Origin of the sequence: Bradyrhizobium sp. 41S5, from assembly GCF_011516665.3 — a bacterium.
GTDB lineage: Bacteria > Pseudomonadota > Alphaproteobacteria > Rhizobiales > Xanthobacteraceae > Bradyrhizobium > Bradyrhizobium quebecense.
The window spans coordinates 8,077,724-8,092,535 of the sequence record NZ_CP083721.1 but is presented as its reverse complement, the minus strand read 5'-3'; the positions used below and the strand labels follow the sequence as shown (position 1 = coordinate 8,092,535).

The following is a 14,812-nucleotide window of genomic DNA, read 5'->3' as shown; positions in this document are numbered from 1 at the left end:
GGATCATGCTTTGGCGTGGTTCCTACGCGCGGCGCGGGCTGATCTTCCAGGCGATCGCGAGCGTCAACAGCGTCAGAATGCCGCTGACGAATGCGGCCGTCGGGATCGTCAGGGCCAGGGCGGCGGTTGCGGCCCAACCGATCGAGGAGAAGGCTTCCGCGAAGGTTGCGATGCGGGAGGAGGTCTGGCGCCGGCGGAACTGGCTGCGCTTGGCCTGCGCGCGGAACCAGAGCTGGACCGCGGCGGCGGATGCGGTCGCGATGACGATCGCGATCGCCGTCACCGCGGCCTGCCCCGGCGAGGCGAATGCCAGCGCGGCCACCAGCGGCGCGAAGACGGCGGCGATCGCGATCAGGACGACCTCGACCTTGGCGCGGGTCACGCGCGCCGGCGGCAGCGGCGCGGTCGCCACCAGATCGGGCGCGTCCTCGCCCGAGATGGTCAGCCACGCCAGTCCGCCGGCGAGCTGGCCTGCGGCCATCACGATGACAGGCGTGATCAGCACGATCGCGGTCGACGTGCCGGAGAAGGTTCGCCACAGCATCAGCGCCGGCGGCAGCAAATAGAGCATCTGCATCAGGCTCTGCGACAGCAGCCACGGATCGCGGCGCAGCAGCAGGAATTCCTTGCGGCGCAGCGCCTGCTGCCGCGAGCCGGTCCGGAACGCGCGGGCGCGTCCTTGCGTGACCGTGGCCGGATTGGCTGCGACGCGCGCGACGGTGTCGGCAAACCGCGGCGCGAACACCGCCATCACGCCGCCGAGCAGCACGAGCGCGGTGGCGAGCAGCAGCATCATGATTTCGAAATCGCCGAGCGATGCGCGCGCCGGCCACCAGACGAGGCTGTCGAGGACCGGGGCAATTCGTGCCGCGGTATCCGAGGTCAGAAAGGCAAAGCGCGACAGCGTGCCGTAGGACAGCACGGCGACGACCTGCAACGCGATGACGAAGCCGGCGCCGATGACGGCGGAGACGATCTGTGCCACCAGCCGCGTCCGGCCCGGTCCGATCAGGCGAAACAGCAACGCGGTGACGGCGATCGCCGCGGCAGCCGCCGACAGCCCGATCGCAAGGACGACGCCGAAGCCGGCGAGCCAGCGTGCGCCGCCGAGGTACACCAGCACGTCGATGAACGGCGTCGACAGCAAGAGCGCCATGCTGCTCACCGTCAGCGCGATCGCGGCGATCCGGATCGAGAAGATGTTGGTGAGTTTCGCCGGCGACGACATGATCAGGTCGAGATCGGCGCGGGCGTAGAACACCCGCGTCACCGACTCGATCGCCTGCGAGAGCATCAGCGCCCAGGACAGGAAGATCGTCGCGGTCAGCACGATCAGCGAGGAGGGATCGAGCGGAAACCGCAGGTCGACATAGCGGGCGACCACGGCATAGGCCGGCAGATGCAGGATCGCCGCGAAGATCAGCAGGCCGATGACGGCGTGATTGCGCCGGCGCCGGCCGCCGGTCATCATCGCCAGCCATTCGCGCCACGCCAGGCGGAATTCGTGGCGGGCGAACCAGGTGAGGTGGGCTATCGAGCTCACGCGGCGGCCGCCTCGGTATCGACCAGCGCGATGAACATGTCCTCGAGGGTGGTGTCGTTGCGGCCGTTCTGCTCGCGCAGCTCGGCCAGCGTGCCCTCGGCGATCAGCCTGCCGGCCGCGATCACGCCGATCCGGTCGGCCATGCGCTCGGCGACCTCGAGAATGTGAGTGGTCATGATCACGGTGCAGCCGGCGCGGACGCGCTCCTGCAGCAGTCCCTTGACGTGACGCGCCGACAGCGCGTCGAGGCCGGTCAGCGGTTCATCGAGAATGATCAGGCGGGGATCGTGCACCAGCGCACCGGCGAGCGCCACCTTCTGGCGCATGCCCTTGGAGAAGCCCTCGCAGCGCTCGTTGAGATGCGGCTCGAGCCCGAGCGACACCAGGAGATTGCGCGCCGACTTCTCCGACGTGCGGGGATCGATGCCCCACAGGCCGGCGACGAATTCGAGATATTCGAGCGGCGTCAGCTTGTCGTAGATCATCGGCTCGTCGGACACCCAGGCCATGATCTGCTTGGCTGAGACCGGGTCGGCCAGCGCATCGATGCCGAGGATCGACACCGAGCCGGCATCGGGCCGCAGCAGGCCCGCCACCATGCGCAGCGTCGTGGTCTTGCCGGCACCGTTCGGCCCGAGCAGCGCATAGAACTCGCTGATACGGACGGTGAGATCGAGCGCGTCGACCGCCGGGCGGTCAAAACGCTTGGTTAACCCTCGCACGGCGAGTGCAGACAGTTCCGAAGTCATGGTGCGTGGCGATCCGGGAGTTCGCTCGTCGGTTGCGCAAGCTTGGACAAAAACCGTTTCGGTGCAGTGAATCACACGGGGCAAATCGAACGCGATATCCGTATTAGTCCGTGCTGCGGCATATCTCCGCAAATGTGATGATACAGCCGGATCAGCGGTTTGTTGACAGCGAACGGGCCTTTTGGCTCAATCGGGGCGGACATAGGCGGCTTTCAGTGCTTCCGACACAAGGGCGCGAAGGCGGGATGCAACGAGCGATCGGGAAGAATCGCCGGGCATCGGGGAGGGAACGATGCTGGACTTTGTTCAGCAGCTCGTCAGCGGCATCGCGCTCGGCTGCGTTTACGGCCTGATCGCGCTCGGCTTCGTGCTGGTCTACAAGGCAACCGAGGTCGTCAATTTCGCGCAAGGCGATTTGATGATGCTGGGCGGCTTTTTCGCCTTCACCTTCATCGGCATCCTCGGGCTGAATTACTGGGTCGGCTTCGCCGGCGCGGTGATCTGCATGGCGCTGTTCGGCATGCTGGCCGAGCGGCTGGTGGTGCGGCCGATCCTCGGCTATCCGCAGTTCTCCATCATCATGGCGACGATCGGGCTCGGCTATTTCCTGCGCTCGGTCGCCGGCATGATCTGGGGCACCGACGACTTCAAGATCGAAACGCCGTTCAGCCAGGGCGTCTTGAGGATCGGCAGTCTGGTGCTCGCCTATGACAAGCTGTCGGTGATCGCGGCGACGGTCATCCTGTGCGCGCTGCTCTATCTGTTCTTCAACCGCACTATGCTCGGCACCGCGATGCGCGCCAGCTCCGAGAATATGCTGGCTGCCTATTACATGGGCATCCCGGTCAAGCGCGTGGTCTCGATCGTCTGGGCGATCTCGGCGGCCGTGGCCACCTGCGCCGGCGTGCTGCTGGCGCCGATCACCTTCATCCATTCCAATGTCGGCCTGGTGCTGGGACTGAAGGCGTTTCCGGCCGCGGTGCTCGGCGGCTTCGGCTCGATCCCGGGCGCGGTGGTCGGCGGCGTCCTGATCGGCGTGATCGAAAGCATGGCCGGCTTCTATCTGCCGCAGGGATGGAAAGACGTCGCGCCCTATATCGTGCTGCTCGCGGTGCTGCTGCTCAAGCCCGAGGGCCTGTTCGGCCTTCACGTCCGCAAGAAGGTCTGAGGAGCAAGCATGCGGTTTCTCTTCAAGACCGACTACGAAGACGACATCAGGCTGTTCCCGCATTCCGGTTACTTCTATTCTTATGGCCTGTTGCTGGCGGTGCTGCTGATCGCGCCCTACCTGCTCTCCAGCTACCTGATGAGCCAGCTCGTCTTCGTCTGCATCTATGCGACCGTCGGTGTCGGGCTCATGATCCTGACCGGCTTCACCGGACAGGCCTCGCTCGGCCATGCCGCGTTTCTGGCGATCGGCGCCTACACGGCGGCCTATCTGCAGCAATTCAACGTGCCGTTTCCGGTCTACTTCCTCGCGGCGGGACTGTTGACCGGCGTGGTCGGCGCGCTGGTCGGATTTCCGGCGTTGCGGCTGCAGGGCATCTATCTGGTGATCGCGACGATCTCGTTTGCCTTCATCGTCGAGGAAATCCTGGCGCGCTGGGAAAGCGTGACCCACGGCAATGAGGGCATGCGGGTCAAGACCATTCAGCTGTTCGGCTCCACGGTATCGCGCGATGGCCCAACCTTCTACTATCTCTGCCTCGCGGTACTGGTGCTGACCATCGTCGGCACGCTCAATCTGCTGCGCTCGCCGACCGGGCGCGCCTTTGTCGCGATCCGCGACAGCGAGACCGCCGCGCGCAGCATGGGCATCAACGTCGCGCTCTACAAGGTGAAGTCGTTCGCGATCTCGGCGGCGATCACCGGCTTTGCCGGTGTGCTGTTCGCCCACAAGCTCTCCTTCATCTCGCCCGAGATGTTCACTTTGCAGCTCTCGATCGAGTTCATCATCGTGATCCTGATCGGCGGCACCTTCAGCCTGCATGGCGCGGTGCTGGGCGCGATCTTCCTGGTCATGATCGATCCGTTCCTGACCTATCTGAAGGACGACATGCCCGGCGTGATCGGCGGCGTCGCTGCCACGTTCGGCGCCGGCACGGAGCGCGCGGGGCACATCCAGGATGCGGTCGCAGCCTTCGCCTCCGCCAACGGGCTGAAGGGCGCGATCTACGGCATCATCATCGTGGTGTTCGTGTTGTTCGAGCCGCTCGGGCTCTATGGCCGCTGGCTCAAGATCAAGCTCTTCTTCCAGCTGTTCCCGCTGTACAAGCGCGCGACCTTCAAGCGGCAGAAGATCTATGTGAAATCGGAGCGGAACCGATGAGCTATTTCCGCGCCGAGAACCTGTCCCTGCATTTCGGCGGCCTCAAGGCGGTCGATGCCGTCAGCTTCGCGGTGGAGAAGGGCGAGATCCTCTCGATCATCGGGCCCAATGGCGCCGGCAAGAGCTCGATCTTCAACCTGATCTCGCGGATCTATCCGCCGACCTCGGGCAAGATCTTCTTCGAGGATCAGGACATCACCCAGCAGCCCTCCTACGACATCGCCAGGCTCGGCATCGCGCGCACCTTCCAGAACATCGAGCTGTTCGAGAATGCGACCGTGCTGAGCAATCTCCTGGTCGGCCGCCATCGCCATTCCACCACCCGGCTCTGGCAGGAACTCTTGTTCCTGCCGAGCGTCCGGGCCGGCGAGAAGGCGCATCGCCGCCGGGTCGAGCAGGTGATCGAATTCCTCGATCTCGAGCCGTACCGCGACAAGCTGATCTCGGGGCTGCCTTACGGCGTGCGCAAGGTGATCGAGCTGGCGCGGGCGCTGTGCTCGGAGCCGAAGCTGATCCTGCTCGACGAGCCGTCATCCGGCCTCAACGTTGAGGAGACCGACGACATGTCGTTCTGGATCCGCGATATGAAGAGCGAGCTCGGCATCACGGTGCTGATGGTCGAGCACGACATGACGCTGGTCAACCGCGTCTCCGACCGCGTCATCGCGCTGAACTACGGCCGTGTGCTGGCGATGGGCTCCCCGTCCGAGGTGCAGCACCATCCCGACGTCGTCGCAGCGTATCTCGGCGCATGAGGATGATGCCATGAGCGCAGCAGACATCATCCTGAAACTCTCCAACATCGAGAGCTATTACGGGCCGATCATGGCGATCCGCGGCATCAGCCTCGAGGTGCCGCGCGGCCGGATCGTGACGCTGCTCGGCGCCAACGGCGCCGGCAAGACCACGGTCTTGAAGACGATCTCCGGCATCCTCGATCCGCAGAAAGGGTCGATCGAATTCCTCGGCAAGCCGATCCAGCGCATGGAGGCCGACCGGATCGTGCGGCTCGGCCTCAGCCACGTGCCGGAGGGACGCGAGGTGTTTCCGTTCCTGTCGGTGCGCGAGAACCTGATGATGGGCGCCTATCTGCGCAAGGACCGCGACGGTGTGGCGCAGGACCTCGAGCGCGTCTACGGGTATTTTCCACGGCTGAAGGAGCGGCTCGGCCAGCCCGCCGGGCAGCTTTCGGGCGGCGAGCAGCAGATGCTTGCGATCGGGCGGGCGCTGATGAACCGGCCGACGCTGCTGCTGCTGGACGAGCCGTCGCTCGGGCTGTCGCCGATCCTGGTGAAGGAGATCTTCACCATCATCCGCCGCGTCAATGAGGAGCAGGGCATGTCGATCCTGCTGGTCGAGCAGAATGCCAAGATCGCGCTGGAGACGGCGCATTACGGCTATGTGCTGGAGATCGGCCGCGTCGTCATGAACGACACCTGCGAGCGGCTGTTGAATTCGCCCGATATCCAGGAGTTCTACCTCGGCGCCAAGGAAGCCGGCGCGCGGGGCGAGCGGCGCTGGAAGAAGAAGAAGACCTGGCGCTGAAGCAAGGTTGGCGCTGACGAAGGTAGGCGTCGACTAAAGTTGGCCGAGGAAGGTTTGGCGCTGAGAGCGAGTTGGAGCTAGATTTCAGGCCTGCTTCGCGAACAAGACCGGCATTCGAGCCGGCGGGTGAGGCAAGCGGCAGAGGAGGGAGCGCGCATGGCAGGACCAGCGGTGCTGACGGTTGCCGACACGATCGCGAGGAGCTTTCTGCTCGCGGTGCAAACGCGTGGCGACAGGCCCGCAATCCGCGAGAAGAAGTTCGGCATCTGGCAGCCGACCAGCTGGCACGAATGGCTGCAGATATCCAGGGACATCGCCTTCGGCCTGCATGCGACCGGCTTCCGCCCCGGCGACGTCGCCTCGATCATCGCCAACGCGGTGCCGGAATGGGTCTATGCCGACATGGGCATCCTGTGCGCCGGCGGCGTGTCCTCCGGCATCTATCCGACCGATTCGGCGGCGCAGGTCGAATACCTCGTCAATGATTCCCGCACGCGGGCGATCTTCGTCGAGGACGAGGAGCAGCTCGACAAGGTGCTGACCTGCCGGTCGCGCTGTCCGACGCTGGAAAAGATCGTCGTGTTCGACATGGAGGGCCTCTCCGGCTTCTCCGATCCGATGGTGCTCTCGCTCGCCGAATTCACCGCGCTCGGCCGCAACCATGCGCAGGACAATGATGCCCTGTGGGACGAGATGACCGGCAGCCGCACCGCCTCCGATCTCGCGATCCTGGTCTATACGTCGGGCACCACGGGCCCGCCCAAGGGCGCGATGCATTCCAACCGCAGCGTCACGCACCAGATGCGCCACGCCAACGATCTCTACCCCTCGACGGACAGCGAGGAGCGGCTGGTGTTCCTGCCGCTCTGCCATGTCGCCGAGCGGGTCGGTGGCTACTACATCTCGCTCGCGCTGGGCTCGGTGATGAATTTTGCCGAGAGCCCGGAGACGGTGCCGGACAATCTGCGCGAGGTGCAGCCGACTGCATTCCTCGCGGTGCCCAGGATCTGGGAGAAGTTCTATTCCGGCATCACCATCGCGCTGAAGGACGCGACCCCGTTCCAGAACTGGATGTACGCCCGGGCGCTTGCGATCGGCAACCGGATGACCGAGTGCCGGCTGGAGGGCGAGACGCCGCCGCTGTCGCTGCGGCTCGCCAACCGCGCGGCCTACTGGCTGGTGTTCCGCAACATCCGCCGCATGCTCGGGCTCGACCGCTGCCGGATCGCACTGACCGGTGCGGCGCCGATCTCGCCGGATCTGATCCGCTGGTATCTCGCGCTCGGCATCGACATGCGCGAGGTCTACGGCCAGACCGAGAATTGCGGCGTCGCGACCATGATGCCGGCGGACCGCATCAAGCTCGGCTCGGTGGGCAAGGCCGCGCCCTGGGGCGAGGTGATGATCTGCCCGAAGGGCGAGATCCTGATCAAGGGCGACTTCCTGTTCATGGGCTATCTCAACCAGCCGGAGAAGACCGCCGAGACGATCGACGCGAAGGGCTGGCTGCACACCGGCGACGTCGGTGCGATCGACAATGAAGGCTATGTGAAGATCACCGACCGGATGAAGGACATCATCATCACCTCCGGCGGCAAGAACATCACGCCGTCGGAGATCGAGAACCAGCTCAAATTCTCGCCTTACGTCTCCGATGCGGTCGTGATCGGCGACAAGCGGCCCTATCTCACCTGCCTGATCATGATCGATCAGGAGAATGTCGAGAAATACGCCCAGGATCAGGACATCCCCTTCACCAACTACGCGAGCCTGTGCCGTGCCCGCGAGATCCAGGACCTGATCCAGCGCGAGATTGAGGCGGTCAACGCGAAGTTCGCGCGCGTCGAGACCATCAAGAGATTCTACCTGATCGAGCGCCAGCTCACGCCCGAGGACGAGGAGCTGACGCCGACCATGAAGCTGAAGCGCAATTTCGTGAACGAGCGTTACGCGGCCGAGATCGACGCCATGTATGGCGCGCGGGCGGTTGCGTAGAGCATGATCCGGAAAAGTGTGAAGCGGTTTTCCGAATGGATCATGCTCAAGGAGAGAGGCGACGACGAGGAATTGGCGAGGGAGCGAGCAGGCCCGACCCTTCGCTCAACATGGGCCATGTAAGGAGGAGACTGCAATGTCGAAATCGCTGAAGGCGCTGGGCCTTGCGGTGAGCGCGCTGGCGCTGACCTGTCTGCCGGCCGCAGCTCAGACCAAGGTCACCAATGAAGGCATCTCGCCGACCGAGATCGTGATCGGAACGCATCAGGATTTGTCCGGTCCGATCAAGGTCTGGGGCGTTCCGGTGTCCAATGGCATGAAGATGGCGGTTGAGGAAATCAACGCCAGCGGCGGCATCAACGGCCGCAAGATCAAGATGATCCTGGAAGACAATGGCTACGACCCGAAGAAAGCCGTGCTGGCCTCGCAGAAGATGGTCGAGCGCGACAAGATCTTCGCGATGATCGGCCCGATGGGCTCGCCGACCGTGCTCGCCGCGCAGGACATCCTGTTCGATGCCGGCGTGCTGCAGCTGTTCCCGCTGACCGCCGCCGAGTTCACCTTCAAGTTCGATCCTGCCAAGCCGCAGGAGCGGCTGAAGTTCAACAACCTGCTGCCCTATGTCGAGAGCACCCGCGCCGCGATCAAGTACATGATGGAGTGGAAGAACTTCAAGAAGCCCTGCATCATGCACCAGGACGACGAGTACGGTAAGAACGTGCTTGACGGCTTCACGCAGCAGCTCGCCGCGATGAAGGTGCAGCCTGCCTCGGTCACGAGCTACAAGCGCGGCGCCTCCGACTTCTCGGCGCAGGTTGCCAAGATGAAGTCCGACGGCTGCGACCTCGTCGTGCTCGGCACCGTGATCCGCGAGACCATCGGCGCCATGAACGAGGCGAAGAAGCTCGGCTGGGACGTCACCTTCCTCGGCGCCACGCCGACCAACGTGCTTGAAGTGCCGGCGCTCGGCAAGGAAGCCGTCGAGGGCCTCTACGCAGCGTCGGGCTTCGAGATTCCCTACGAGGACACGGCCAAGGGCAAGGTGAAGGACTGGCTCATCAACTACAAGAAGATGTTCAACAGCGAGGCCAACACGCAGGCGATCATCGGCTACAACGCGGTGATGACCTTCGCGTTCTACGCGCAGAAGGCCGGCAAGGATCTCACCGGCCAGAAGATGCTGGACGCGCTGGAGTCGGGCGACAAGTTCCTCGACATCTTCAGCTCGCCGCCGACCAAGTTCTCCAAGACCGATCATCTCGCCAACACCATCACCCAGGTGCAGCAGGTCAAGGGCGGCCGCTGGGTGCTGGTGAAGGATAATTTGATGTTCTGAGAGGCGGCCACAACTCCGTCATTGCAAGGAGCAGAGCGACGACGCAATCCATCCCTCCGTGGAGCGATGGATTGCTTCGCTTCGCTCGCAATGACGCAAAGGTAACTTGATTGTCGTGCTCAATTCACCGCCGCTGCCGACCGCCAAGCGGCCTCGGTGACGAGCGGTGCATCGACATAATGGCTGACGCCGTTCTGGTCGATGACGAAGGTCGGCCGAAAACTCCTGATGTCGGCGTCCTCGATCATCGCCATGCGGCGGTTGTCGAGCGTGAGCCAGTGGCCGTCGAGCCGCGCCGCGACCACGGCATGGTCCTCGCCACCGAGCAGGTCATGCATCACGACGATGCGCAAATCTTCCGGCGCGACGCCGGCCTTGCCGAGCGCCACGAATTTCGCGATCGCATAGTCCTCGCAATCGCCGCTGCCGCGGGCAAAGGTGGCGAGCGGCGTGGCCCAGACGTCGGGCTCGCCATAGGTCGCGAGATCGCTGCCGGGGCGGATCGCCAGATTGATCGCGCGGTTGATCTCGCCGAGACGGGCGCGACCGGTGCGCGCGCGTCCGGCATCGACGATCGCCAGGAATCGCAACGCCTCCGGCGACGCACACCCCGCGCGATCGCTCTCACAGGCTGCGAGCTGCGTCAATTCGTCGGCAAGCTGGCGCTGCACGCCGAGCCATTTGTCGCGCAGGCCGCCGCCGGCAAGCAGGCTGGTCGACAGGCCGAACGGTTCGGTCGACTTTCTGAGCAGTGTCGCCGGGCCGGGCGAAAGCACCGAGGCGGCATTGAGCTCGGCAATCGGCGCGGCCGGGGCCAGGCCCAAGCCCAGCATGACGGCGCGCAGCGCAAACGAGCGAAGCGAGTTACCCATGTGACACCCCCTGTCCGCTCATCGACGGGTGGATACTGCACCGCGCACGCGATCGGATCGTTTCATGCCGACAGCATGGCCAACGATCCCTTCGAATCGACTTAAGATGTGGGGAAACCGGGCAGCAGGCTGAAGGGCATGTGGTCCGGGTCCCGAAAACTTTACCGGTTTGTGAAACGGACCGGCGAACCTTTTTCCACCGCAAAACGCCTCATCGTTGCCTTCTGGTTAACCCGGCCGGTCCGCGCACGGGATAGCTGCGATTTGTAAGCCAGGTCACAGCTTTAGCCGGAAAATTGGGGTCAAATGCCCTCTCGGGGCTGCGAGGAAGTAAAGGTAAGTAGAGAAATGCCAGTTAATACCACGAATACGTGGCTCAGTACCCATCTTGGCCCAAATCCCATCTCCTGGTACCGTCAAATAAGTCAGAACTACACGACTCGAGAGAGCGTGAGCCAAGTGACCCCCAGTCAAACCGCGCAATCAGAGCACCTTGCGAAAGCACAGGATGGTTTCGCGAAGCTTTATCCGATGATATGCAGGCGTAATCATTCGGATATTCTACCAATATTAACCTTCGTGCGGTGATCCGCAGTGAACTTTGTCGAGAAATTCGACGGCCATTTGCCGAACGCGGAAGCTTATGCCCGTGGGTCGGCGCATTTCGACAGCGTTTCCACACACGCTCCGCCCGGCGCGATCACCGTCGACGACGGGCAATTGCTGTTCACCGGCGACTTCAAGCGGACCGGGCTCGATCTCGTCATCTCGAAGGACGACCGGGAACTCGTCCTGCACGACTACTTCAAGGGCGAGAAACACGCGGCCCTGGCGTCGCCTGAAGGCGCGCATCTTAGCGGCGATCTCGTCAATGCGCTCACCGGCCACACCCAATATGCCCAGGCCGGCGGCGCGGTGGAACCGGCGAAGGTCATCGGCCACGTCACCAAGCTGGCGGGCAACGCCACCGCGATCCGCAACGGCGTCTCGGTCGTCCTCAACCAGGGCGACAACGTCTACAAGGGCGACGTGGTGCAGTCCGGCGGCGACTCGACGCTCGGCATCACCTTCATCGACGGCACCGTGTTCGGTCTCGGACCGAATGCCAAGATGGTGCTGAACGAGATGATCTACGACCCGAACGGGTCGAGCAATTCGTCGCTGATGAGCCTCGTCTCCGGCACGATCTCGTTCGTTGCCGGCGCGACCGCCAAGCATGGCGACATGAAGGTCGATACGCCGGTCGCGACCATGGGCATCCGCGGCACAGCGGTGCTGGTCGAGATCGATTTCGACGTCCAGGGTACGGGCGGCGTGCCGCCGGCCAAATTCCAGGTGCTGGTCGAGCCCGACGGCTCCACCGGCTCCTACATCCTGTTCGACAAGACGACGCTCAATCCGATCGCAACCGTCGATCAGGCCGGCACCCAGACCATCGTCAACGGCCAGGGCAGCGTCAGCTTCGTCTCGTCGGCGCAACTGTCGACCGACGCGCAGAAGCTGATCTCCGACGTCTTCGCGCTGAAGTTCACCGACAATTCGAATCCCAACACCAAGCTCACGACGAACTTCACGGACAGCGTCGTCCCGGTCACGATCGGCCTGAAGCTCGCGACCGGCGACGCCATCGTGCCGATCAGCTTTTTGCTGGGGTTGGCCAACAATTCCGGGTCGCAGGCCGCGCCCATCAAGTCCGACCACATCCCCGGACCGCCGCATGTCGTGACACAGAATGCGGCGTTCACCGAACAGGCCGGACAGACCCATAGCACGGTGTTCGACACGGTGACCGGCCAGATCACGTGGGTGGACGTCAACCTCGGCGACAAGCCGACTGCAACCATCAACTTCAGCACGTTCAGCTACCACGACGCCGGCGGCAACGACGTCACCTCGTCGCTGACGGCGGCGGAACAGGCGGCCATCGCGGCCGTCGAGGTCCCGGTGCTGCTCGCCCCCAATCCGCTGAACAGCAACATCGGCTCGGCGACCTGGACTTACAGCCTTGCCGACGGCGCCTTCGACTTCCTCGCCGCCGGCGAAACGCTGACGCTGACCTACATGGTGCGCGTCGATAACAACTACACGCCGAGCAACGAGACCGCATTCAAGACCATCACGATCACGATCACCGGCACCAACGACACGCCGGTCGTGACGTCCCCGGCGCAGGCCGGTTCGATCACCGAACTGCCATGGACGACGAATTCCGCCGTGCAAGATGCGGCGCATGGCACGGTGACGTTTACCGATGCGGATTTGACCGACACGCACACGGTCGCCATCACCGGCGTCACCGCGACCGGCTTCACGGGCGGAATTCCCAACCAGGCCACCATGCTGAGCTGGCTGTCGCTGGGCACACTGACCGATTCGACCGACGGTTTGATGGGATCGCGCTCCTGGACGTTCTCGGCCGCCGACAAGAGTTTCGATTATCTCGCCGCCGGCGAAACGCTGACGCTGATCTACACCGTCCAGATCGACGACCATCATGGTGGCGTCGTCACGGTCCCCATCACGATCACGATCGTCGGAACCGACGACAAGCCGGTGATCACCTCGCCGACCCAGGCGGCAGCCATCACCGAGGCCGAGGGCGTAACCGGTTCGGCGAATCCGGATAGCGCGTCCGGCACCGTGACCTTCACCGATGCCGATCTCAGCGACACCCACAGCGTCACCGTGGCCGGTGTCACCGAAACGGGCGTGACCACCGGGCTGCCCGATCAGGCAACGATCCTGAGCTGGCTCTCGCTCGGCACGCTGAAGGATACGACCGGCGGCGTCACCGGATCCAATGCCTGGACGTTCTCGGCCGCCGACAAGAATTTCGACTATCTGGCGGCCGGCGAGAAGCTGACGCTGACCTACCTGATCCAGGTCGACGACCACCACGGCGGCGTCGTCACCCAGCCCGTCACGATCACCATCACGGGCACCAACGACACCCCGACATTCACATCGCAACCGTCGACCACCTCGATCTCCGAGGCGATCGGCGAGACCGGCTCGACCAAGCCGGACACGGCCCAAGGCGTGGTGGCGTTTGCCGACGTCGATCTCAGCGACAGCCATACCGTGTCCATCACCGGCGTCGCGGAATCCGGCACGACCAGCGGCCTGCCTGAGGACGAGTCCACGGTCCTGAACTGGCTCTCGCTGGGGACCCTGACGGATTCGACCGGCCACGTGAACGGATCGCAGGCCTGGACCTTCTCGGCCGCGGACCAGAATTTCGACTATCTCGCCGCCGGCGAGACCCTGACGCTGACCTATACGATCCAGATCGACGACCATCATGGCGGTGTCATCACCCAGCCCGTGACGATCACGATCAACGGCGCCAACGACGCGCCGACGCTGGCTGACGTCAACGCCGGCACGCTCACCGATACCGCTGCCTACGACACGTTCAGCCCGCTCACCGGTGCGCTGCATGGCCATGACGTCGACGATGGCGAGACCGCGACGCTGACCTATGCCGCCCTCAATGCGGACCACGTCGCGGTCAACTCGTCGATCGCGGGCCTCTACGGCTCGCTCACCGTCAACGCCGACGGCACCTACAGCTACGTTCCTGACGCCGCCGCGATCAACGCGCTGGCCAAGGGCACCTATGCCGATACGTTCACCGTCGAGACCATCGATGCGCATGGCGCCACCGGGACGGCGACGCTGACGGTCGATGTCGTCGGCGCCAACGACGCGCCGGTGATCCATGCCGACAACATCAGCATCACCGACAATCCCAACGGGACCGAAACGATCTCCGGCCTGACCGTGACGGATGTCGATGCCGGCGCCAACGAGAACTTCACCCTGGCGGCCGCGACGAACCCCGGTTCGGGCAGCAGCGTCGCGCCGCCATTGCTGCTCGGCCATCTCCCGGATATCAACACCGCGCTCGGGTCGCCGGGCCTTGTCTACGACCCGGGCCAGACCCCGCCGGCGACCGACAAGATCGCGCTCTCCGTGACCGACGGCCATGGCGCGAGCGATACGCTCAACCTGATCTTCAACGTCCAGCAAAATCCGTCTCAGCCGGTCACGCTGACGGGCACCGGCGACAAGGACGTGTTCTTCGGATCGGGCTATCAGGACAAGTTCGTGTTTGCGCCGAACTTCAATCACGACACGATCCTGAACTTTACGCCGGGCCAGGACCAGATCGACCTGTCCACGGTCGTCTCGACAAGCACCTTCAGCAGCTGGTTCGATCAGCATGTGGCGACTTCGCCGACGAATTCGGCGGATACGCTGGTCACGATCGACAGTGCAGACACGATCACGTTGCACAATGTCGCGAAGGCGAGTTTGTCCCAGAACGACTTCATCATTCATTATACGTGATGGCGTCGGCCTCCTGAAAAGGCCGGCTGGATCCCGCATTGCGCAACGTCTGCTCGATTGGAACAACTCTCCGCGCGTGATATCCAGACG

General features: G+C 63.9%; 10 protein-coding genes. 7 read left to right on the top strand and 3 right to left on the bottom strand.

Annotation, left to right across the window (positions count from 1 at the left end):
- Positions 1-22 precede the first annotated feature (22 nt).
- Positions 23-1,543, bottom strand: a complete 1,521-nt coding sequence (locus tag HAP47_RS38760) for a permease (protein WP_173640264.1) — start codon at positions 1,541-1,543, stop codon at positions 23-25.
- Positions 1,540-2,292: an ABC transporter ATP-binding protein gene (locus HAP47_RS38755; protein WP_173640265.1), complete on the bottom strand. Its 753-nt coding sequence runs from the start codon at positions 2,290-2,292 to the stop codon at positions 1,540-1,542. The genes HAP47_RS38760 and HAP47_RS38755 overlap by 4 nt, the downstream gene beginning before the upstream one ends.
- 292 nt (positions 2,293-2,584) lie before the next feature.
- Between HAP47_RS38755 and HAP47_RS38750 the strand changes: the two genes are divergently transcribed.
- From HAP47_RS38750 to HAP47_RS38725, 6 genes are all read left to right on the top strand, one after another.
- Positions 2,585-3,460 (top strand): branched-chain amino acid ABC transporter permease, encoded by an 876-nt coding sequence (locus tag HAP47_RS38750; RefSeq protein WP_173640266.1) that lies wholly within the window; start codon positions 2,585-2,587, stop codon positions 3,458-3,460.
- 9 nt (positions 3,461-3,469) lie between these two features.
- A complete protein-coding gene (locus tag HAP47_RS38745; protein WP_173640267.1) occupies positions 3,470-4,621 on the top strand; it encodes a branched-chain amino acid ABC transporter permease in 1,152 nt (383 codons plus the stop codon).
- Positions 4,618-5,376 carry an ABC transporter ATP-binding protein gene (locus HAP47_RS38740; RefSeq protein WP_173640268.1) on the top strand — a complete coding sequence of 253 codons (759 nt, stop codon included), beginning with the start codon at positions 4,618-4,620 and terminating at the stop codon, positions 5,374-5,376. Before HAP47_RS38745 ends, HAP47_RS38740 begins: the two co-directional genes overlap by 4 nt.
- 10 nt (positions 5,377-5,386) lie before the next feature.
- Positions 5,387-6,166 (top strand): ABC transporter ATP-binding protein, encoded by a 780-nt coding sequence (locus tag HAP47_RS38735; RefSeq protein WP_173640269.1) that lies wholly within the window; start codon positions 5,387-5,389, stop codon positions 6,164-6,166.
- Positions 6,167-6,322: 156 nt separating this feature from the next.
- Positions 6,323-8,161, top strand: coding sequence for an AMP-dependent synthetase/ligase (locus HAP47_RS38730; protein WP_173640270.1), 1,839 nt, complete (start codon positions 6,323-6,325; stop codon positions 8,159-8,161).
- 136 nt (positions 8,162-8,297) lie between these two features.
- Positions 8,298-9,497, top strand: a complete 1,200-nt coding sequence (locus HAP47_RS38725; RefSeq protein ID WP_173640271.1) for an ABC transporter substrate-binding protein — start codon at positions 8,298-8,300, stop codon at positions 9,495-9,497.
- 119 nt (positions 9,498-9,616) lie between these two features.
- On the opposite strand, the gene HAP47_RS38720 is transcribed toward HAP47_RS38725, so the two are convergent.
- A complete protein-coding gene (locus tag HAP47_RS38720) occupies positions 9,617-10,369 on the bottom strand; it encodes a transglutaminase-like cysteine peptidase (RefSeq protein WP_173640272.1) in 753 nt (250 codons plus the stop codon).
- Between the two features lie 594 nt (positions 10,370-10,963).
- On the opposite strand from HAP47_RS38720, the gene HAP47_RS38715 reads away from it, so the two are divergent.
- Entirely contained in the window at positions 10,964-14,722 is a 3,759-nt protein-coding gene (locus HAP47_RS38715; RefSeq protein ID WP_173640273.1) for a VCBS domain-containing protein, read from the top strand.
- Positions 14,723-14,812 lie beyond the last annotated feature (90 nt).